This is a genomic window from Actinoplanes sp. URMC 104, from assembly GCF_051386375.1.
GTDB lineage: Bacteria > Actinomycetota > Actinomycetes > Mycobacteriales > Micromonosporaceae > Actinoplanes.
Window position 1 is genome coordinate 2,695,879 of sequence record NZ_JBPQTO010000002.1, and the last position, 20,603, is coordinate 2,716,481.

General features: G+C 67.5%; 23 protein-coding genes and 1 pseudogene. 18 read left to right on the forward strand and 6 right to left on the reverse strand.

The genetic code is table 11. The annotated features are described in order from the left end of the window. Window positions 1-20 precede the first annotated feature (20 nt). Window positions 21-1,430 (forward strand): pyridoxal phosphate-dependent decarboxylase family protein, encoded by a 1,410-nt coding sequence (locus tag ACSNN8_RS13600; RefSeq protein ID WP_436649279.1) that lies wholly within the window; start codon window positions 21-23, stop codon window positions 1,428-1,430. Window positions 1,431-1,487: 57 nt separating this feature from the next. Here the strand turns inward: ACSNN8_RS13600 and ACSNN8_RS13605 are convergent. Further along, window positions 1,488-1,817, reverse strand: a pseudogene (locus tag ACSNN8_RS13605) (IS1380 family transposase); the annotation flags it as partial. Window positions 1,818-2,283: 466 nt separating this feature from the next. On the opposite strand from ACSNN8_RS13605, the gene ACSNN8_RS13610 reads away from it, so the two are divergent. Further along, window positions 2,284-2,553 (forward strand): hypothetical protein, encoded by a 270-nt coding sequence (locus ACSNN8_RS13610; protein ID WP_436649281.1) that lies wholly within the window; start codon window positions 2,284-2,286, stop codon window positions 2,551-2,553. A gap of 180 nt (window positions 2,554-2,733) precedes the next feature. Here ACSNN8_RS13610 and ACSNN8_RS13615 read toward each other — a convergent pair whose 3' ends face one another. Then, the gene (locus tag ACSNN8_RS13615; RefSeq protein WP_436649283.1) at window positions 2,734-4,338 is read right to left on the reverse strand and encodes a methyl-accepting chemotaxis protein; all 1,605 of its coding nucleotides are present in this window, start codon (window positions 4,336-4,338) and stop codon (window positions 2,734-2,736) included. An 84-nt stretch (window positions 4,339-4,422) separates the two neighbouring features. After that, the gene (locus ACSNN8_RS13620; protein WP_436649285.1) at window positions 4,423-4,605 is read right to left on the reverse strand and encodes a hypothetical protein; all 183 of its coding nucleotides are present in this window, start codon (window positions 4,603-4,605) and stop codon (window positions 4,423-4,425) included. 330 nt (window positions 4,606-4,935) lie between these two features. Between ACSNN8_RS13620 and ACSNN8_RS13625 the strand changes: the two genes are divergently transcribed. The 3 genes from ACSNN8_RS13625 to ACSNN8_RS13635 all read left to right on the forward strand — a co-directional run bounded on the left by ACSNN8_RS13625 (window position 4,936) and on the right by ACSNN8_RS13635 (window position 7,389). After that, window positions 4,936-6,567 (forward strand): methyl-accepting chemotaxis protein, encoded by a 1,632-nt coding sequence (locus ACSNN8_RS13625; RefSeq protein ID WP_436649286.1) that lies wholly within the window; start codon window positions 4,936-4,938, stop codon window positions 6,565-6,567. Between the two features lie 37 nt (window positions 6,568-6,604). Continuing rightward, window positions 6,605-6,856: a hypothetical protein gene (locus ACSNN8_RS13630; RefSeq protein ID WP_436649288.1), complete on the forward strand. Its 252-nt coding sequence runs from the start codon at window positions 6,605-6,607 to the stop codon at window positions 6,854-6,856. Window positions 6,857-7,053: 197 nt separating this feature from the next. Further along, a complete protein-coding gene (locus ACSNN8_RS13635; RefSeq protein ID WP_436649290.1) occupies window positions 7,054-7,389 on the forward strand; it encodes a hypothetical protein in 336 nt (111 codons plus the stop codon). Here ACSNN8_RS13635 and ACSNN8_RS13640 read toward each other — a convergent pair whose 3' ends face one another. Further along, a complete protein-coding gene (locus tag ACSNN8_RS13640) occupies window positions 7,390-7,941 on the reverse strand; it encodes a GNAT family N-acetyltransferase (protein ID WP_436649292.1) in 552 nt (183 codons plus the stop codon). Then, the gene (locus tag ACSNN8_RS13645) at window positions 7,941-8,720 is read right to left on the reverse strand and encodes a GntR family transcriptional regulator (RefSeq protein WP_436649294.1); all 780 of its coding nucleotides are present in this window, start codon (window positions 8,718-8,720) and stop codon (window positions 7,941-7,943) included. Before ACSNN8_RS13645 ends, ACSNN8_RS13640 begins: the two co-directional genes overlap by 1 nt. Before the next feature lie 683 nt (window positions 8,721-9,403). On the opposite strand from ACSNN8_RS13645, the gene ACSNN8_RS13650 reads away from it, so the two are divergent. From ACSNN8_RS13650 to ACSNN8_RS13710, 13 genes are all read left to right on the forward strand, one after another. Then, window positions 9,404-9,709 carry a hypothetical protein gene (locus ACSNN8_RS13650; RefSeq protein ID WP_436649296.1) on the forward strand — a complete coding sequence of 102 codons (306 nt, stop codon included), beginning with the start codon at window positions 9,404-9,406 and terminating at the stop codon, window positions 9,707-9,709. A 159-nt stretch (window positions 9,710-9,868) separates the two neighbouring features. Next, complete coding sequence (locus ACSNN8_RS13655; protein ID WP_436649298.1) at window positions 9,869-10,540, forward strand: GOLPH3/VPS74 family protein; 672 nt, start codon at window positions 9,869-9,871, stop codon at window positions 10,538-10,540. Between the two features lie 42 nt (window positions 10,541-10,582). Beyond that, window positions 10,583-12,088: an APC family permease gene (locus ACSNN8_RS13660; RefSeq protein WP_436649300.1), complete on the forward strand. Its 1,506-nt coding sequence runs from the start codon at window positions 10,583-10,585 to the stop codon at window positions 12,086-12,088. Next, window positions 12,085-12,714 carry a GNAT family N-acetyltransferase gene (locus ACSNN8_RS13665; RefSeq protein ID WP_436649301.1) on the forward strand — a complete coding sequence of 210 codons (630 nt, stop codon included), beginning with the start codon at window positions 12,085-12,087 and terminating at the stop codon, window positions 12,712-12,714. Before ACSNN8_RS13660 ends, ACSNN8_RS13665 begins: the two co-directional genes overlap by 4 nt. 106 nt (window positions 12,715-12,820) lie before the next feature. Beyond that, window positions 12,821-13,087, forward strand: coding sequence for a hypothetical protein (locus ACSNN8_RS13670; RefSeq protein ID WP_436649303.1), 267 nt, complete (start codon window positions 12,821-12,823; stop codon window positions 13,085-13,087). Window positions 13,088-13,190: 103 nt separating this feature from the next. Beyond that, window positions 13,191-14,099: a JmjC domain-containing protein gene (locus ACSNN8_RS13675; RefSeq protein ID WP_436649305.1), complete on the forward strand. Its 909-nt coding sequence runs from the start codon at window positions 13,191-13,193 to the stop codon at window positions 14,097-14,099. 98 nt (window positions 14,100-14,197) lie between these two features. Beyond that, on the forward strand, window positions 14,198-14,677 hold the full coding sequence (locus ACSNN8_RS13680) for a hypothetical protein (RefSeq protein WP_436649307.1): 480 nt from the start codon (window positions 14,198-14,200) through the stop codon (window positions 14,675-14,677). 17 nt (window positions 14,678-14,694) lie between these two features. Next, window positions 14,695-15,492: an aminoglycoside phosphotransferase gene (locus ACSNN8_RS13685; protein WP_436649310.1), complete on the forward strand. Its 798-nt coding sequence runs from the start codon at window positions 14,695-14,697 to the stop codon at window positions 15,490-15,492. Window positions 15,493-15,538: 46 nt separating this feature from the next. Continuing rightward, a complete protein-coding gene (locus ACSNN8_RS13690; RefSeq protein ID WP_436649311.1) occupies window positions 15,539-16,345 on the forward strand; it encodes an SAM-dependent methyltransferase in 807 nt (268 codons plus the stop codon). A 424-nt stretch (window positions 16,346-16,769) separates the two neighbouring features. Continuing rightward, window positions 16,770-17,147 carry a hypothetical protein gene (locus ACSNN8_RS13695; RefSeq protein WP_436649312.1) on the forward strand — a complete coding sequence of 126 codons (378 nt, stop codon included), beginning with the start codon at window positions 16,770-16,772 and terminating at the stop codon, window positions 17,145-17,147. Beyond that, window positions 17,144-18,241 (forward strand): WXG100 family type VII secretion target, encoded by a 1,098-nt coding sequence (locus tag ACSNN8_RS13700; protein ID WP_436649314.1) that lies wholly within the window; start codon window positions 17,144-17,146, stop codon window positions 18,239-18,241. Before ACSNN8_RS13695 ends, ACSNN8_RS13700 begins: the two co-directional genes overlap by 4 nt. Further along, entirely contained in the window at window positions 18,238-18,531 is a 294-nt protein-coding gene (locus tag ACSNN8_RS13705) for a hypothetical protein (protein WP_436649315.1), read from the forward strand. Before ACSNN8_RS13700 ends, ACSNN8_RS13705 begins: the two co-directional genes overlap by 4 nt. Window positions 18,532-18,928: 397 nt before the next feature. After that, window positions 18,929-19,495, forward strand: coding sequence for a hypothetical protein (locus ACSNN8_RS13710; RefSeq protein WP_436649317.1), 567 nt, complete (start codon window positions 18,929-18,931; stop codon window positions 19,493-19,495). Window positions 19,496-19,571: 76 nt separating this feature from the next. On the opposite strand, the gene ACSNN8_RS13715 is transcribed toward ACSNN8_RS13710, so the two are convergent. After that, window positions 19,572-20,507 carry a LysR family transcriptional regulator gene (locus tag ACSNN8_RS13715; RefSeq protein WP_436649318.1) on the reverse strand — a complete coding sequence of 312 codons (936 nt, stop codon included), beginning with the start codon at window positions 20,505-20,507 and terminating at the stop codon, window positions 19,572-19,574. Window positions 20,508-20,603 lie beyond the last annotated feature (96 nt).

The following is a 20,603-nucleotide window of genomic DNA, read 5'->3' on the forward strand; positions in this document are numbered from 1 at the left end:
TTCGGGTGAAGGAGAAGTAGATGGATCACAGCACCGCCTCTGATTCCTTTGATGGGGCACATATCGTTCTTCGGCGGGCGGCGGAATTGGCGATGGAGTACCTGCGGGATCTGCCGGACCGACATGTGGACGCGATTACCGGCTACGACGAGGTCCTGGACCTTCTCAGCGGCCCGGTCCCGGAGCACGCGACGGATGCAGTGGCAGTGGTCCAACGGCTGGCCGCGATCCTCGGCCCGGCCACCATCGCCAGCGCCGGTCCCCGCTACTTCGGGCTCGTCGTCGGCGGGTCCCTTCCCGCCGCGCTGGCTGCCGACTGGTTGGTGTCCACCTGGGACCAGACCGCCTACAGCCGGATGTCCTCGCCGGCAGGTGCCGCGGTCGATGCCGTCACTGAACAGTGGATCCTGCAGGTGCTAGGTCTGCCGACTGAAGCGACGGTCGGGTTCGTCACCGGCGCCACGGCCGGCAACACCGTCGGTCTGCTCGCCGCACGCCACGTCCTATTGCAACGGCAGGGCTGGGACGTTGAGGCCGATGGGCTCACTCAGGCCCCCCGCGTCCGCGTGATCGCCGGCGACGAGGTCCACCCGTCGGTGCTGCAGGCAATCCAGATGATCGGCCTGGGAGCGCGCCTCGTCGAACGCGTCGCCGTCGACGACCAAGGAGCGATGCGCGCCGACGCGCTCGCCGACGCCCTCGCCGCCGACCCAACTCCCGCCATCGTGTGCGCACAAGTCGGCAACGTGAACTCCGGCGCCTGCGACCCCATGGCACAGATCGTCGACCTGACCCGCGAACACGGCGGATGGGTCCACGTCGACGGCGCATTCGGACTGTGGGCACAGGCATCACCACGACTGTCGGAACTCGTCGCCGGGGTCGAGCGAGCCGATTCCTGGTCGACCGATGCCCACAAATGGCTCAACGTCCCATACGACTGCGGCCTGTCCATCGTCAATCACCCCGACGCCGCTCGCGCCGCGCTCGGCGCAACCACCAGCTACCTGCCCACCAGCACCGCCCGTGAACCCGGCGTCCTCGTCCCCGAGATGTCCCGCCGATCTCGCGCCGTGCCCGTGTACGCGGCACTGGCATCGTTGGGCCGCCCCGGCGTCCAGGCCCTGATCGAACGCTGCTGTGATCACGCCCGCCGCCTGGCTGACGCCGTCCGCGATGACGCCGGCTTCATCGTCTGCAACGACGTCGTGCTCAACCAGGTCCTCGTCCGGGTCGACGACGACGAGACCACCTGGCAGGTGTGCGAGCACGTACGCCACAGCGGCGAGGCCTGGGTCGCCGGAACCGTATGGCACAGTCGAGCAGCGGTGCGGGTGTCCTTCTCGAACTGGGCCACCACAGACGATGACGTCGATCGACTCGCCAACGCACTGCGAGACGCCGCAACGGCGCTGCGCACAGGCGGATGACACGACGCCCGAGCGTCATCTCCCAGCGCTGATCATCTCCAGCGCGCCGGGCGGCGTGGCGAGCGAGAGGACCTGGCTCAGCGACAACAGTCGCCACGCCGTGGGGTCCGAGGCGACCCACCCGAACAGGCCGGCCCCGTTACGCCGCACCGCCAGATCGGCGATGGCCTCACCCCCGTCGGCGAGCATCACCGCCACATCGACCGTGATCCGGCCCGGATCGTGGCCGCGCCGCCGCTGCCGCAACCCGGCCAAAGCCTGACTGAAACCGCTGGTCAAGCCGGTAGTGTCGGCCAGGTCAGCGAGCAGCCGGGCGCCGGCGTGACCGACCACGCCCGGACCGTCCCCGGCCGCCGTGATCTTCGGACGTGTTGCGGTAACCTTCACCCTGCAAGTGCCTTCCGTGGCGGGACAACAGGACTCTCGACAAGCCCTATTTCCCCTGATCGGAAGGCACTTTTCTATTTCAGCCGAGCCCTTGGACAACCCTTAACGAAGGGCCCAGGTTAGAACACCGGTTCATTCATCGCCCCACTATCGACGATTCCTTTGGGAAGTCTGGAGCTTGGCTCGTCTGCGCCATTTGGCGCTGGTACAGTTCAGCCCCGTCGATCCTCGGAAAATGGAGCACCGATGCGTCTGCTGCGGCTGACCGCTGTCCTGCTGATCATCGGCACCTCGACCGGGGGGGTGCGCCGACCGCACCGACGCGGCAACGCCTCAGATAGGGGCCTCGGGTCGCAGCTTTAGCCCGGCTCCTCGCACCCCGCACGATCCCTGCGACGGCTTCTTGACCTGGGTGACGCGGTATCCAGGCGACAAACGCCAGGCTGCAGTCCGTGAGTATGACCAGATGACGCGCAATCCGGACGCATATTCGGTCCAGCAGCAGATCGCCTTACGTCAAGCCTTCTACGCCCACCACGAGAAGTTGATGCGGCATCTGGCGGGGACGGCAGATGAACCCCAGGTTCGCAAGGCCTTCTTGTCCTTCGCCGACGGGCTGGCGGAATACGCAGCCAATGGCAGCGAAGCTGGGCCACCGAGTGTCATGCCGGACCGCGATCTGATTGGGAAAGCTTGCGGCTTCCAGGGCAGACTCGAGACTGAGCCAGTTCGATAGGCCGATCCGACAGTAAACGGGCGCGGTCGGCGGTTTTCGACTGTACTACGACACCCGAGCCGAGCAGTCAGTCGCACGGAGGCCGCGATGCCGGTCAGGCGCACATGTTAAGCAAGCTTTGCAAGGCCGTGAATGGGCTATCGAGGTCGTTGATCGTTGTTAGGTGAGGCGGCAGTGCCGTCAAACTCTGAAGTTGTCCACCGCCGCGCGCAGCCGGCCGGCCAGCGTGTGCACGTCGCCCGCCGCCCGGGTGGCCTCGGCCACTGCGTCCCGGCTCGACGCGGTCGCCGATGCTACGGCCGTGATGCTGCGCGCGATCTCACTGGCGCCGTCGGCTGCCTCGCTCACCCCACGGTTCATCTCGCTGGTGGTGGCGCTCTGCTGCTCGACCGCCGAGGCGATCGTGGTCTGGTAGTCGCTGATCTGCTGGATGATCTGGCTGATCCCGTCGATCGCCGCGACCGCCTCGCCGGTGTCCTGCTGAATCGCGCTGATCCGCTGGGAGATCTCCTCAGTGGCTCGAGCTGTCTCCTGGGCGAGGTCCTTGACCTCGCTGGCCACCACCGCGAAGCCCTTGCCGAGCTCGCCGGCGCGGGCCGCCTCGATGGTCGCGTTCAGCGCCAGCAGGTTGGTCTGCGCGGCGATCGCCTGAATCGTGCTGATAACACTGCCGATCTCGGCCGAGGACTCACCGAGCCGGTTCACGGTGGCGCTGGTGTCGCGAGCGGCGGCCACCGCGCCGGCGGCCACGCCAGCGGCGTCCGCGGCGTTGCGCGAGATCTCCGAGATGGAGGAGCCCATCTGCTCGGCGCCCGCCGCCACGGTCTGCACGTTGCCGGAAACTCCACCAGCCGTGCCGGAGACCACGTTGGCTTGCTCATATGCGCTGCTCACCGACCCGTCGATCTGCCCGCTCACCTGGTACAGGGTGTCCGCCGCGGTGGCGAGTTCGCGCGTGTCGGCGCTGATTGCGGCCACCGCCGTCCGCAGGCTGTCCGCGGCCGTGTCCACCGCGCGGGCCATGTCGCCCATCTCGTCGGGAGCGGTGTCGCTGACCCGGACCGCCAGGTCGCCGCCGGCCAAAGCGCGCAGCGCCCCGACCACCCGGGTCGCCGGCCGCGACACGCTGCGGGTGACCAGCACGGTCAGCAGCACGGCGACGATCGTGGCCAGCAGGAAGCCGATGATCATGCTGGTCCGGGCGATGACCGCGGCGCGGCGCGCCGCGGCCGTCGCCGCCGCGCTGCGCCCGGTCACCGAAGTGATCAGCGCGTCGGTCGACTCCACGATTTGAAAGTAGATCTCGTAGCCGGGCCCCAGGATGAGCCGGTTGCCCTCGTCCACGCGGCCGGCACGGAAGGCGGCGACGATCCGCTCGTCGGCCGCGAAGTACTGGTCCCACAGGTTGGTCAGCTTGTCGAACCGCTCGCGCTCGGCCGCGGTCATCAGCTCGGTGCGAGTGTCCTTCAGCAGAGCCCGCAGCTTCTCTGCATCGGCCAGGAAGCCGGCCCGGTTGCCCGACTGCGGGTCGACGGCCTTGCGCGGACTCAGCCGGTACACGTCCCAGGCGTACGCCACCTGCCAGCCAGAAATGTCGCCGTCGTAGTACTTCTGCTCGTCGACCTGGTGCATCAGTTCTTGGAGGCCGCTCAGCCGCTCGGCCGTCGCGGACTGCCGGTCCAACGCGACCGCCCCGATCGCCACCACCACGCCGAGCAGAACCAGCACCACGGTGAAGGATGCGGCCAGCCGGGCACTCAGTCGCAGTCGCCGTACGAAAGTCATGGTTCGCCTCCTTCCGCCCCGTTCGGCACGTTGCGGCGATACCTGAGCGCGGCTGCCCCTCGGGGCGCGCGGCGCTCGGAAGGATCAGGAAAATGCGGGTCGCCCCACAGGACTTCGGCGAAGCACGCCGGGATGACGACCGACCGATTCGAGGCCGTCAGGGGTACTTGGTCCGTCCGACTCGACCTCGGCGGGTCTTTGAAGCCGTTGACGCGGCGTGTCCCACTGGCTGTCGTTGATGACTTTGAGCCGGTCGAGGTCAAGCATGGCGATGACGGTAGGGCCGCCGAGGCGTTTCTAGCCGGCTTAGGCCTGCTCCACAACGCGGTGCCAGACGCGTCGATTCGGCAGCCCAGTCAGCGCATCAAAATTCTCCCGCTGAGCTGCTCGCCACTCACATACCACCGAAGCCCGCGCGTCACCGCATGCCGGTCCATGGGCGGGCGTAGGTAGAGCACTTGTCGGGCGACGTTGTCCGGTCCGATGCATCCGCTCAGTGGTTGCTGACCGGTTGCCGATCTTCTCTTCGCAAGGGTCGGGCCGCGAGTGGCATGGCTGTGAAGGTCCTGCTCGAGAACTGAGTGAGAAGGAGCCAAGTTGAGCCAGACAGACGCCACGGCGAGGCCGGCAGCAGGACGCCGACTAGGGTGGTTCGCTGACCTCAGCATCAACGTCAAGATTCTGAGTACGCTGGCGTTGGCTGCACTGGTGGCCATGGTGGTCGGCATCGTCAGTCTGCAGGGGCTACGTGCGGCCAGCGGGACAGCGCAGGATCTGTACAGCCACAACGTGATCAGCATTCAAGCTCTCGGGAACCTTCGCTCCGCCGTTCTGCAGGCCCAGCTGACCGTGGCCAATCATGCGGTTTCGCAGGACAAAGCCACCATGGGCAAGTACGAGCAGGCGCTTGCTGGTGACCTGCAGACGATCGAGCAGGCGTTCGCCACGTACCGCAACAGCCGGCCGGCTACCGACCCGGCGGCTATCGATGAGCTGTTCGCCGACTACCAGGCCTACTCACAACTGGCCAAGGACAAGCTCCTGCCCGCCAGCCGCCGCAACGACATCGTGACGTGGCAGCGCATCCGTGACACCGAGCTCACCCCGCTCATGACCGAAGCGATGCAAGACATCACCAGGATGAACGCCATCGAAGCGGACGCCGCGGCCATGAACGCCGCCGCCGCGAAGTCGTCGTACGAATCCCGCCGCACCACGTCCCTCATCCTGCTGGTGGCGGGTCTGCTGCTGGCCATGGGAGCGGGAACATATGTCGCCCGTAGCATCGTCACCTCACTGAAGAAGGTGCAGTCGGTGTGCGTCAGCCTCGCCGAGGGAGACCTGACCCGCACGGCCGGCCTCGACGGGCGCGATGAGCCGGCGCGCATGGGGCAGGCCTTAGACATTGCCGTCAGCCACCTGCGCCACACCGTGACCACGATTGGGGCGTCGGCAGTTGCCCTCGCCGGCGCCGCCCAGCAGTTGACGACGGTCAGCGCCGAGCTGCAATCCGGGGCAACAGACGCCGCAACCCGCGCCAACGCCGCGTCACACGGCTCCGAGCAGGTCAACACGGGCGTACAGAGAATCGCCACCGGCGCGGAGGAGATGAACGCTTCGATCACCGAGATCGCCAGCAACGCCGGGCGAGCCGCGCAGGTCGCCCAACGGGCCATGTCCGTCGCCCAGCGCACCACCGACGAGGTGGCTCAGCTCGGCTCTGCCAGCGCCGAGGTCGGCGACGTGGTCCAACTCATCACCAGCATCGCCGAGCAGACCAACCTGCTGGCACTCAACGCCACCATCGAGTCGGCGCGCGCCGGCGAACTCGGCAAAGGTTTCGCCGTCGTTGCCGGCGAGGTCAAGGAGCTGGCTCAGCAGACCGCACGAGCCACCGAAGAGATCACCGCACGGATCGGGGCGATCCAGGCCTCCAGCGGCAATGCCGCCCACGCGATCGAGGAGATCACCGAAGTCATCCAGCAGATCAGCGACTACACCACCACGATCGCCTCAGCCGTCGAGGAACAGACGGCTACCACCGCCGAAATGAGCCGCTCGGTCGCCGATGCCGCCGCCAACAGCGGCGAGGTCGCCGGCACCGTCTCCGGCGTGGCCGAGGTGGCCACCGCCACCGCCACCGGCGCGAACACCACCCAGCGGGCCGCAGCCGATCTGACACGGCTGTCCAACGAACTGACGAGTCTGGTCAGCGGATTCCGTCACTGACCACAGACCAGCACGCGAGTCCATCGGAGGGTTACTGGTGAGTCCCGATTCCGACGTCACCGACGACCATATCCAGAAGCTGATCACAGTCTTGCTCGACCGGGCGATCGTCGCCTCCTATACACAGGCCCTGCTGCGCACCCTCGCCGACACCCACCCCGACGACGACTCGTCGGCACATGCCGACATCGCCCAAGCCATCACAACGATGCAGCATGTGTGCGCCACACTGATCCGCGATGCCGACCGTCTCGGCCAACTGCCACGCTCCGCACAGGCGCGGCCGTAGTTACGCGCGCTACTTGCAGCGGCATGCTCACCGATGTCTCAGCCAACCAGGCTCGGGCCGGCCGGCTGATCTCACAAGATCGGTCCTGACCATCAACAGATGCCCCACTCGGACAGAATGCCACCGGTACCCATTGGAATGCCGATCTGACGGTCTGGCGTGGCGCCACTAGTGCGGTGGATCGGTCAGCGCGTCAAATGCCTGGGCCTGCTGGCCGGTGCCACCCTCGACACGGGATCCGCGCAAGCGGCGCCTCCTACCGGCCAGGCCAGGCGGTCACCGGCAACTCCGCCGGGCAGCAGCAGAACCACCGCCACGACGACGAGATCGTCGGCTTCTACCGCAACATCTTCGCGTGCGAGCGGGCCGGCCGGATCGGCGAGCGGTTCGGCGCTTACCTCGCGGGCAACAGCTCCTCGGCGGGCGTGCCGGCCGACGAGATCTGCGCGTTCGAGATGGCGGACAAGGCGCTGGCGACCTCGTCGTGGAAGGCGGGGAAAGCATCGGGGATAGATTGTTTGTTGCTCGAGTAGCTATTCGCCCTCAGTCTTGAAACGGCCTTGATACGGCTGCGCCGCCCGCTGGAAGCATGCTCCCGACACCCGGCTGCGCACGGTGCGGACGTGCTGGAAGCCGAGGCCGCGATAGTAGGCGTGCAGTCGTTCGTTGGTTGTCCAAGCGTCGAAGCGCAGCCATGTCAGTCCCGCGTCGTAGGCGCGGCCACCGGCCCAATCCAGCAGCTCTGGACCGAGGCCCTGCCCGGCTCGAGCTAGCGGCAGCATCATTTTGGCGGAGTAGAGGGCGTCGGCCGGGTCGTCCTCCGGATACCAGAGCGCCTCTGGGTCGCGGTCGGGCTTCCACAGGCCATCGACGTCCACGTACGCAGTCAGGGTGATGGTGGCGGCTGGGTCGTGGTCGTCCCACAGCATCCACGTCTGGCCGGCGGAGACAGTAGCGGCGACGGCGGAGCGCGGCAGAGGGATCGACCATTGGTCTTCGCCTCGCGACTTCAACCAGGCGACGCGTTCGCGGCGCCAGCTCATGATGGTGTCGACGTCAGCCCGGGTGGCTCGGGTGATGATCATCAGTGGCTCCGAAACTTACGAATGATCTCGGGGTCGCCGAGATGGTAAAGCACTCGGTTGATGGGTCCGCTGAAGATCGTGACTGACAGACGAACGGCGCGGTCCCGGCTGAATCCGGTGCGCAACATTCGCAGCACCGGAGTGCCCGGCTGCAGCTCCAGCAGCCGGGCTTCCTCCGGCGTCGGCATCGCGGCAGAGACATCGTCCTCGAGGGCAGGCTGCGACAAGCCGCGTTCGGCGAGCAGACGGGTAGTTCCTTGCTTGATGTCGCCGGGTTGCAGCAGCTCAGGGACCTGCTGGCACAAGTCCATCGGGTACCAAGTGTTCTGCAGTGACGATGGACGGCCGTTAACTCTACGGACGCAGCGACGCACAGCGGCGCTACTGTCCGCCTCGACTCCGAGGCGTTCGGCGTACTCAGCAGGCAGCGTGTCGATGGTGACCGAGAAGTCCTGGCTTGGCTGTTGACCTTGGCGCTGCACCTCGTTGAACCAGGCGTCTGACTCGGGCCACAGCCCAGGGATCACCTCGGCTTCAGAGGCGTGGAAGGTCAGGGTGAGCTGCTCTCGGACTTCCATGCCACCGGAGCGGCCGGGCACGCGCTCGATCAGTCCTTCGTTCACGAGTACGGCGGTCGCTGCGCGGGCGGTGTTGCGGGACACGCCGAACGTATCCATCAGCTGAGTCTCGGTCGGAAGCCGGTCGCCAGGGCGGAGTACGCCAGTGACGATCTGGGTCCTCAGATCGTCGGCGATGTTCCGGTACTTCGGCAAGGTCACTGCCGATCCTCCTAGAAATGGTTGGAACCAATCTAGCGTGCGGTCTTGACGACCACATCGGACTCGTGAATGGTTGGTACCAATCCAACCAATACTGACGGTGCGGTCGAGATCACCAGGGGTTCGCGTGGACAACGATGAGATGGCTCGAGAGTTGGAGATCGTTTGCCGCGCCCTCGGTGCAGCAGGCGTTCACCTCGCAGGCCAAGACCAAGCTGAGAGCGCCCGGCAGCAACACGCCAACGTCCTGTACTCCCCGCTGCGCACCTTGGTTGAGCACGCACAGAGCTCAGCCGAGCGGGTCATGACCGTTCTGCGCAACGCGGCCTAGGAGTCGACGGGGCAGTTACCGGCTTCTCCTCTGTCCTCGTTGCACCGCCTCTACCTGTCTTGCAAACACTGCCCGGGCACACAGCTTCTCGGAAGGAAGGCGCCGACGTGACAACGCTCGACCAGCGCGCGCTCGACGCCGCCAAGAACATCTTGTTGCGGCATCTGCCACGCGCAGACGTGCCGGGCTACTGCGCGAATTGCGGCAGCCGGTGGCGACCCGCTGGCATGGGTAGCCGTTACGCCGGGTGCGCCAGCCGACGGTTCGTCCTACACATGCTCGCGTCGGCGGACGTCCTTACCCGTCGCCAGGCTCAGCAGCTTGCGGTGATGTCGGCAAGCGGAGTCCGGCGATGATCGTCATCGGCGATGGCGGGCAACAGTACGCCAGTAGTCCCGGCGATCTAGCCGGGGTGGACCGCATCAGCAGCGCGCGTTACGCCGCCGGCGTCCACCTGCTCGATGAACACAGCGAACTTACCAATGACAACCGGTGCGTGCGGTGCAAGACCGTGATGCCGTGCCCGCCTCGGCGTGACGGCGAATGGCTGACAGAGCTGTACGCCGAACACCACGACCGTGTCCAGCCGGCCTTCCTACAGGCACCGCACAATGCCCACCTCGCGGGTGACGGTGCCGACTTCTCGCCTCAGGAGTGAGTAACCATGGCCTACGACCCTGGCCGCCCGTACCCCGCGACAGGCGGAGGTCTCCGCGAGCCCACCGAGATCTATCCGACAGTTGTTGGCGGCCGTTGGGCTCGGCCCGGAGACGCGACCATGCACGAGTGGGCTGACCCGCCCAGCCGCGACGCGTACGTGCCGCGCGAGCCGCACCGGGAGCAGACGGTGCGTTGGTCGATGTTGGCCAACGAGCTGTTCCTGACCGTGCACGAGGACAACGGCAGGCTGCGGCTGCACCGGGACGTGGCCCGGGCCGGGCTGGCGGCTGCCACCATTGCCGAGTTGATGCTGATGGGCCACGCCGGCATCGAGCACGGCAACCTCATCGCCGCTACCGGCGCGCAGCCGATCGACCCGCTCGCTGCAATCTTGAAGCAGCGTATTCGCGCTGAGAGGGCGTACGCGCCGGTGCGGGTGTGGCTGCAGCTGCTGGCCACCGAAACGCCGGCCGACGGTGACGTCTATGACCGGGTTGCTGCGCGGATGGAACGGGCCGGCGTGGTCCGGCGGCGCGAGACCGGCTTGATCCGCCGTACGACGCGGTGGATGCCCTGCAGCATGAACGACGCCGCGTGGCCGGCGGCGCGCTTGTCGACGGCGCTGTACCAAGGCAAACGGCTAGACGTGTTCGACAAGGTCCTCGGCGGGTTGCTGCTCGCGCTCGAGCTGCACTCCACGGTGCTCACCGGCGACAGCGACGTCCTTGAGGCGCTGCTACGCGCCCACCTCGAGGTCATCGACGACTCGTACGGCGAGCTGTTCTACCAGACCGAGACCCTGATCGCCGCCAGCGCGATCACCGGCTAACCCCCAGCTTGCTTCCCAACCTTTGCGCAAGGAGCACGTCCAATGTCGCGTCACTCGCCTGCGCCCCCACCGCTGACGATCGAATCCAGGCTGGCCGCGTCCAAGCTGGGGATCTGGCCGCTGGTGCTCGTCGTCATGGCTGCCGCCGCGCCTCTGACGGTGGTCAACGGCGGCGCCACCGCCGGGTTCGCCGTCACCGGCATCATCGGCATCCCCCTGGCTTACCTCGTCGTCGGGGGCATCCTGGCCCTGTTCACCGTCGGATACGTCGCCATGTCGAGCACCATCGTCAACGCCGGCGCGTTCTACGCCTACATCGCCCGCGGCCTCGGCCGTCCCGCCGGGGTGGCCGCCGCGTACGTCGCGATCGTCGCCTACGGCGCCACTATGCAGGTTGGCCTGTTCGGCGGCTTCGGAGAGGCCCTGGCGTCGTTCGCGTCCGAAGAGCTCGGCGTGACGATGCCGTGGTGGGGGTGGGCGAGCATCGCCTGCTTGCTGCTGGCTGGGCTCGGCGGGCGCCGGATTGATCTCAACAGCATCGTGCTGACCGTGCTGCTGATCGCGGAGATCGCCGTCGCCCTGGTCTTCGCCGCGGTGCACCTGACCCATCCAGAGAACGGGGAGGTCAGCTTCGCCACCGTGTCGCCCGGCAACCTGCTCGCCGCCGGTGTCGGGGCGGCCCTGGCGATTGCGATCGCCGGGTCGGTCGGGTTCGAAGGTACGGCGGTGTTCAGCAAGGAGACCCGGCAGCCGCGCCGCACCGTACCCCGCGCCACCTACCTCGCGGTCGGGTTCATCGCGGCGCTGTACGCGTTCTGCTCCTGGGCGATGTCGGTCGCCACCGGCCCTGACCGGATCGTGCAGCGGGCCACCGCCGACGGTTCCGAGCTCAGCTTCAACCTGGCCGCCCCGTTCGTGCCGGACGCGCTAATAATCCTCGGGCACCTGCTGTACGTCACCAGTCTGTTCGCGGCGCTGCTGGCCTTCCAGAACACCGCCGCCCGCTACTTCTTCGCCCTTGGCCGTGAAGGTGTCCTGCCGCGCTGGCTGGGCCGCACCGACCCGAGAACGAAGGCACCGAAGTACGGGTCGTGGCTGCAGTCGGCCATCGCGTTCACCGGGATCGGCGTCTACGCCGCACAGAGCTGGGACCCGTTCACGCACATGTTCTTCTGGCTGACCGTGCTCGGCGGGTTCGGCGTGCTGATCCTCATGACCGCCACCTCGCTGGCCGTTGTTTTCTACTTCTCTAACCCCCAACAGCGCAACCGTGTCGGTGCCGTCCGTGGCATCGTCGCGCCGGCGCTGGCTTTCACCGCGCTCAGTGGGGTGCTGTGGGTGACCTTGCGGCAGTTCGCCACCCTGCTCGGCGTCCACCCAGCCTCCCCGGTGCGCTGGCAACTACCTGCCGTCTACGCGGCCGCGGCCGTGCTCGGCGTCGGCTGGGCGCTGATCTTGCGCGCCGCCAAGCCGGACGTCTATACGCAGATCGGTCTCGGCGCGACCCGCACAATCCCCGCTACCGCCCGGCCGGTGGTGAGCAGATGACCGACCTCGACTCGACCCCTCGTGACGTGCGCCCGGCCCGCCTGTCCGAGGCCGACGCTGTCGTCGCAGTGCTCGCCGACGCCTTCCTCGACGGCGACCTCGCCGATTGGCTGGTCCCGGACCGCCACGTGCGCAAACGCGTCTACCCGGACTACTTCCGGATGATCGCCGGGCACGCCTTCCAGCACGGCCAGGTGGAGATCACCGACGACCAGCATGGTGTTGCCCTCTGGTACGCGGCCGACCAGAGCGGCCTCATCCCGGCCATCGCCGGCTACGACCAGCGCCTCACCCTGATCACCGGCGAGCACGCACCGCGTTTTCTTGAACTGAACACCGCGATGCAACGCCGCCACCCGGACGGCGTGCACCACTACCTTGCCTACCTGGCGGTCCATCCCGACCGGCAAGGACACGGCTACGGCACCCGGCTGCTGCGGCACCATACCGCTCAGCTCGACCAACGTCCCACTCACGCCTACTTGGAAGCCACCGGCGGTCGCAACCTCAATCTCTACCTCGCCCACGGCTTCCGGCGGCTGCCACCCTCCGAACCGATCACCGACGACGGCTGCCCGCTGATCTACCCGATGTGGCGCGAGCCGGTCGTATGCACCCACCCGTAAGACCGCCGCGGTGAGACCGACCCGCGCGAGTGTGGCCGTCGAGGATGCCCGCACCAAGCGGCGCGCCCGTCCCGGATCCGACTACTGCAGGACGTGGAGGTGACCCGTGAAGCATTACCCGCCAGCTCGCATCATCCACGAGCTCGCCTGCAGGAGCGCACCACCCGGCCTGCCCATCCTGCCCATGGCCGCGTTCCGCGACTCCCACGACATCGCCCACGACTGCGTCACCCGCGCGACCGCCCTCAACAACCGGCCAGTCGTAGCCGAACCCGCCGACTACGGCCCCCACGTGTACAGCCCGTCGGGCGAGAGGCCGGCGGACGCGACCCGCGCCTTGTGCGCGGTGTGCCACGGCACCCACACACCGTGACCGCATCGACCTGTCCCTGGCCCGGCGCCTCGCGTATCCGAATGTGGCGGGCTCGAGCAATTGGCGGCGTGTGCCGCGCACGGCTACGACCCCCGGAGGACCGATGTCTCTCAGGACGCTGTTCGACGACAAGACCGTCGCGGACATGATGACGAGCTGGCCCACCCAGCCCGCTATCCACGACCTACCCGCCGGCAGCTGCCTTCCCGGCATCGTCAACGCTCCGCTGCTCAACGCCTACCTCGAGTCCGGCACGGCACCGGTCGACAACATCATCCTCATCAAAGGCGGTGCCGCCCTGCACCCCCGCGCTTACACCACAGCTGGGGACCTCGACCCGGGGAAGATCACGAAGTGGCGTGGCCGGGGCTACACCGTGCAGTTGCGTAACCTCAACCGCTGGCAGCCGGCCCTGCATACCGTCTGTGCGGCGATCCAGCAGCAGACTGGGTACGGCTGTTACGCCACCGGTTTCATCACGCCTGCCGGGGCGCAAGGCCTTGGCTGCCACTGGGACCAGAACATGGGTTTCATCTACCAGATCGCCGGCCGCAAGAGCTGGCAGATCTGGGAGCCGGTCGTCGACCAGCCACACCGTGACCATCTGGCCTGCAACACCGCGCCGTGCAGCAGTCTGCTCAACCGGCTGAAGACCACCCTGCCGGACGAGGAGTTCGACCTGCAGCCAGGCCAGGTGCTCGTCCTGCCGCGCGGCTACGCGCACAACGTCCACGCCCGCGCCCAGCAGCACGACAGCGTTCACCTGACCTTCGTGGTCCGCGAACGCACCGGCTTCTGGATCGGCGAAAAGCTCACCGCGGCCGCCACCGCCTCGACCGAGTTTCGCCGGGCAATCCCACCCGCTCACCTGGCCGACCGCGGCGCCTTCGCCGAGCACGTCGACCAGGCACGCAAAAACCTGATCGATTGGCTGGCTCAAGCCGACGAGCAGGCCCTGGCCGCCCACTTGATCGACGCGGCCCGCACCGAACGCGACGTGGACTACCTCTGACCCCTCCCCACTAGCGACGCCATGTGCTTGATCCGTTCGTCCGGGATTACACCGACGCATCAGCGCCGGCGATCCATACATCTCCCCGAGGAGCAGCTGTGACTCTCACGAACCTCACGCCGGCTATGACCGGCAAAGACCCCCAATCCCTGATCGACCCGCGCACCTTTGACAAGCTCGCCCGGTTCTTCGCCGCCCGGCAGGAAGTCACCCTGCCCTACGCCGAGCGGGCGCTCGGGCAGTTCCTGATCTTCCTCAAGGCGCACGCTGACGGGATCCGCAACGATCCGCAGTTCGGGATGCTGCTACCGACCGGCGAGTCCTACCGGGTCGTGCCGACCGCCCCGGTCGACGCCGTCTGGCACGCCTGCCTGCAGAACACCGAACCGTACGCCGCCGCCTGCCAGCAGGTCGCCGGCGGCTTCGTGCACCACCGCCCGATCCTGACCAAGGCCATGCAGGACGGCACCGCCAAGCGGTACACGATGAAGGCTCTCGCCGGCACCGGCTACGCCATCGACCTGGCGTTCTGGGATGGCGAGGCCGAGTCCTGCTGCCCGCCGAACCCCGGCGTCTGACAAGGGGAACTGACCTGATGCGCAGTGTCTGGACCGCTTTGCCCGAAGCCGTGACGAAACAAATCGCTGAGCGAGTCGGCGGCACCGACGTCACTCCGGTCTCGGGCGGCGACCACGCGGAGATCGCCGCCAGGGTGGCGGGAAGACACGAGATGGTATTCGTCAAGGCCGCCTCAAGCGATTCGGGAGTCCGGTCACTGCGCTACGAACTGCAGGTGAGTAGAGCCGTCACCGTGCCCTACTCGCCCGCGGTCGCCTGGGACTTCCAGACGGACGGCTGGTTGGTTGCCGCCTTCGAGTACTGCCCCGGTCCCCACGCCGATCTGTCGCCGGGCAGCCCCGACCTCGACCTGCTCAGCGCCGCTGTGAAGGACCTCGGTGAGACGCCCGCGCCGGAGCGCGTGTCCTTGTTCGGGCCCGCGGCCCGGCTCGGATTCACTGACCCGGCGATGGACGGCGACATGCTGGTGCACACCGACCTGAACCCTGCCAACCTGATCGTCACCCCCGCCGGGCTGCGCATCGTCGACTGGGCGTACACCACCAGAGCCGCCGCATGGCTCGAGCCGGCCCTGCTGACCCCCTGGCTGATCGGCAGCGGCCACACCCCCGAACAAGCAGAGACTTGGCTCGCCCAAACACCGGCCTGGAGCACAACCACACCGGAGGTCCTTGATCGTTTCGCGTCGGCGAACGCCGTGAAATGGGCGGCCAAGGCCCAGCAGAACACCGCCACCTGGGTGCACGACCTCGCGGCATGGACCGGCCGCTGGGCAGCGCACCGCAGCACCAAGCCGGCGACCTCACGCTCCTGAACCATTCCCCGCCGACACGAACCGGCCAGATACCAGCGGAAGACAGATGGACGAGCAGCCCTTCGACACCAGCCGGCCGCACCCCGCGCGCCGCTACGACTACTGGCTCGGCGGTAAGGACAACTTCGCCGCCGACCGCGCCTCCGCCGACCTGGTCGCCGACGCCTTCCCCACGATCAGACTCGCCGCCCGACACAACCGGGCCTTCCTGCGCCGCAGCGTGGCCTATCTCGCCGAACAAGGCATCGAGCAGTTCCTCGACATCGGCGCCGGCCTCCCCACCGCCGACAACACCCACCAAGTCGCCCAACGCATCAACCCCGCCGCCCGCGTCGTCTATGTCGACAACGACCCCATCGTGTTGGCTCACGGGCGGGCGCTGCTCACGTCCGCCACCGACGAGGGCACCACCACCATCGTGCAAGGAGACCTGCGTAGCCCGGCCACCATCCTCACCGACCCCGCCCTGCGCGCCAGCCTGGACTTCGACAAGCCGGTCGGGCTGCTGATGATCGCTGTCTTGCACTTCCTCGACCCCGGCGATCAGCCACACGCCCTCGTGAGCCGGCTACTCGATGCACTCCCGGCGGGCAGTTGGCTCGCCCTGACGCACGCCAGCGCCGATCTGCTGCCACCCGAGCTCGCGGAACACTCCGAATCGATCATCGCCAAGTCGAACATTCCCATGACCCTGCGCAGCCGCGACGAGATCGTCGCGTTCTTCCACACCCTCGACATCGCCGAACCCGGTCTCGTACCCATCCACCGATGGCGCCCCACCGAACCCGCCAACCAGCTACCCACCGACACCGACATCGGCGTCTACGGCGCCGTCGCCCGCAAAACCCAGTAGCACCTCGCTTCCGGTAGGCCGCCATCCTGCACGCTCCGTGCATTGCGCTGTCCGCAGACCGGCGGGTCGCGCCGCAGCCCATAAGCGTCGAACCTCCCCACGCCTGCCTCGGAGTTTTCCGTTCCTGAGCAGAGGCCGGCTGACGGTCAGGTGCCTGAAGCGCCAGAAGGGGCGCCGGTAGCGGAGACGGCAGCCGCATGTTGCGGGCGTCGGCACGGGAGACTGCGTCCGAATAGAGCTCCTTCACCGCGGGGTCGGGTTCAGTGGGGCGCAACGGGCAGGACACGCAGTGCGGCACCTTCCACCCCTGACCTGCTGGCACACGGCAGTACGGTGCGGTCGATGAAGCCGCTGCTCGTCGGGCTACTGCTACGGCGCCCCGGATGGACTTTCGACGATGTCTGGTCTTGCTACGGTGCTGGCTATGGCGAGGCGACGACGGTGGGGCAAGGCGGCAGCCGACGGGCTGTCGCCGGAGGAACGTCAGCAGCTGGAGCAAGACACTCAGCTGGCGATCTATCGCTTCCAAAGCGATGCGTACCGGAATCTGCGGCACAGCATCGCCGCCGCGGTCATCATCTTCGGCCTGTTCGTCGGCTCCGATGTGTTCCTCAGCAACACTGACGGTGCTGGCCTGTGGCCCCGGCTGGTCTTGCTGCTGTCCGCCGTGCTGGGCGCCGGCTACTTCGCCACGACGAACTCCCGCCCTCGCCTGGGGATACAACTGCTGCTGGCCGCAGTCATCGTCGCCGTCATTGGCATAGCTCTGCTCATCCTGCTCCGCTCCGGAACCGGCTCATGACGCTCACCGTCGAGCCAGGCGCCCTCACCGGATACGCGCAGCAGCTCGGCCGGGCCACCGACGACGCCACCGCGATCAAGCGCTACATCGACGCACACGCCAAGCAAGTCACTGGCGGCGAACTGATCCAAATCGCCTCAGGCAGCCACCACCAAGCCCGGACCTCGATCACCGCCACGATGACCAAGCTCGACACGATCCTGCGAAGCTCAGGCCCGGAACTGACCGCCGCCGCCGACTACTACCTCGGCACCGACCGGCAGGCCGCGGCCACGATCGACCGCTCGTTTCCTGCGAACCTGCGGCAATGCGCGACACCGTTGGAGTACGAGTTCAACACGATCGTCTGCAAGCCTGTCTCGTTCGGTGACCCTCGGCACGTGACCGACCGGCTGACCGCACCGCCGGAACCGGAGAACCCACCGAACGCGCTCGGGTTCATGGATTACCTCAGCCCCACCTCGTGGGCCATGAAGGGCTTCGACATCGTCCTGGGCTTCGACCCGGTCAGCTGGATCCAGGAACGCTTCTCCGGTGACTGGGAAGCCGTCGCCACCATGGCCCCAGTGTTGACCAACGCCGGCGCCGCCCTGCACGACCTGGGCCTCAACGTGCAATCCGGCGCCACCACCCTGTACCCGCTGTGGCAGGGCAACGCCGGCGACGCCGCCAACGACTACTTCACCGACCTGGCAACCGGCATCGCGGCCCTGCAGGCCCCGCTGCAAACCATGGCCACGGAGTACCACGCGCTGGCCGACGCGGTCTGGTCCTCCGGCGAAGCCATCGGCGGACTCATCAAAGGCATGATCGACGCCGCCATCATCGCCGGGATCGCCGCTGCCGGCGGCACCGCCACCTCATGGACCGGCGTCGGCGCAGTCGCCGGATACGGCGTCGCCGCGATCGAAGTCGCCACCATCCTCAACATGTGGGGTAAAGCCACCGAGCTCTACCAGTTCGCCAGCGCAGCCGCTCTCGCCTTCCGCTCCAAACTCGGCTCCGCGCTCAACGACCTCGACACCATCAAACTGCCCGCACTGCCCGGCGGCGCCAGCTACCAGCACCCACTCGCCCAGGTCGGCGCACGATGAGCCAAGAACTGCTCGACATGGCCGGCGGCGATACCTACCGCGCCCGCGCCATCCACCAGCTGCTCACCAAACTCGCCGACGGACCGGACCCGGCCCTGCGCGAAATGGCCAAGGGCATCCTTGAGGGCAACCTCTACCTACGCGACGCCGCAGCCAGCGACATCTACAGCACCGCCATCGCACACCGTTTCGACACCTTCTGGCAGCACCACCAAAGCCTCACCGACGACGAGCGTCAGGCGCTGCTCGCCGACGGATACCGGTACATCGAGCAACCCGAGCAGCCGTAGCCGCCCAGGTGACCTGGCACAGGTGACCAGATAGCGGCATGAGCGGACGTCACGAGAAGCCGCGACAGACTCCCCGCCGGTCAGCGCTGGCTACCGCGTCGGCCCGATGGTCAACGAGTAGATCTACTTGGGGGGAGCATGGCTGGCCGTATATCACTGCCGCGAAGGCATGGCGATCACGAAGGCCGCGAGTACGTGTGGCCGGCGCGGCGCATGCACGCCACCGCGGCGACGCGGGAAGCCCGCCATGCGTGTGCGTCCGCGGCTCGGCTTTGGGTTGGCGTGCCGTAGACCTTGGCGACTATCCCGTCGTAGCCCAGTACGGCAGAAGTTCGTCGGCCTGCCGGACGATCGAGGGTTCGCGCGTGCGCACCGGTTCGTCCGGCATCATCGGCCCATGGCGCTGGGGCCTTTTGCCGACGAGCAGGCGTTCTGGGTATGGGCGATGGACCCGTACGCGGCAATCTGGGATCAGGACGAGGATCTGCTGCTGCACGAGGTAGAGCTGTTCGACCTGCTCCTCGCGGTGGTCGACCGGCCGCATTGCCCCAAGTTGCTTTGCTTGATTGCGCTGGACGATTTCGCGCTGGAGATAGTGCTCGGCGGCTTCGAACCCCACGTCTCGGCGCTGTCGGAGGCTGCAGGGCGGGCGCGCCGGGGAAAGTACCCGCCGGTTCGCGCCTGGGCGGCGTATGTGGATCGGCTGTTCGAGTACTGCCTGTTCAGGGGGCCGGTGAACCGGGCTCGAGCGGCGGCGATGGCCGCGGATCTGTTCGCCGGGCCTGTCGCGCAGAGAAGACGCCGGGGCGTCGACTGGGTGACCGTCCGCAGCGCCGCCCAGGGGCGGCTGTGGGAGTGCACAGCGCAGCACGAGGCCTGGCACCTGTACATCAACCGCCGTAGCGGGGCTTGGCGTAAAGCGCATCCCAGCCGGATGACCGCGCACGACCTTGCCATCCTGTAATCCGTACGCGGCGCGGGTTCCGCACGGGCTGGCGGGGTCTGCGGTCGTGAATAGCTTCGCGAGGGTGCGGTTCGAGCTACGCGCGACCGCGCTGCGGCTGGTCGTGTGAGGGCTCGGTCCAGGGTGGGCGCGCGGCGGGCGGGATGTCCGCGCGCAGGGACGCGAGCAGGGCGGCCACCCGGGGATCTTCGAGAGCGCCGGGACGGTGCACGGCGTGGAAGGTGACCGGCGGCAGATCGGTGATCGGCCGGGCCACGAGCCCAGCAGCGGGCTGCACGCATCCGGCGACGACGGCCAGCCCGACACCCAGCGCGGCGAAGTCAAGCGTCATCGGCAGACCCTCGGCTTCCACCGCGATCGTCCACGGCACCCCGGCCTCGGAAAGTGCCCGTTCCAGGTTCATGCGGTGCGGACGGGCCGGTGGCGGCACGATCAGCTCGCAGCCGGCCAAGTCCCGTAGCCGCAGGCGTCGCCGTTTCGCCAGGCGGTGCTGCCGTGGCAGCAACAGCACCTGCGGATAGGTAGCGACGGGAACGGTGACCAGATCTGTCGGCAGCACGTGCAAGCTGAACACCCCGAGGTGGGCGCGGCCGGTGCGCAGCGCGGTCTGCATCTGCTGCCGGTTGGTGTGCAGCGGCCGCACGCTACCGGGCCGCTCGGCCAGCATCCGCCGGATCGTGGCGCCGAGCAGGTACAGGTAGGCGGTGTGCCCGGCTGCGGTCACCACCGGGCTGATCTCCGGCACCCCGCGCAGCTCGCTGAGGAAACCTTCGAGGCGCTGCTGACTGTCGCGGGCGAAGCGGGCCACCCGTTCACCGTCTGCGGTCAACTGGAGCCGGTTACCGACCCGCTGATACAGCGGCCGGTCGAGTTCACGAGACAGCGTGGCCAGTTTCGAGTGCAGCGACGGCTGGCTGATGTGCAGCTCGCCGGCCGCGCGGGTCATGTTCAAGTGATCGGCGAAGACCACGAACGCGGCTAGCGCATCGGATGACACCCGCACCCCGGCCATAGACAGACCCTATAGCCGTCGGGGCAGAAAATAGTTCCCGCGAATGTCCGCCGTGCAGATCATGAAGTCATGACAACGAACGCCAGGAACCACTCT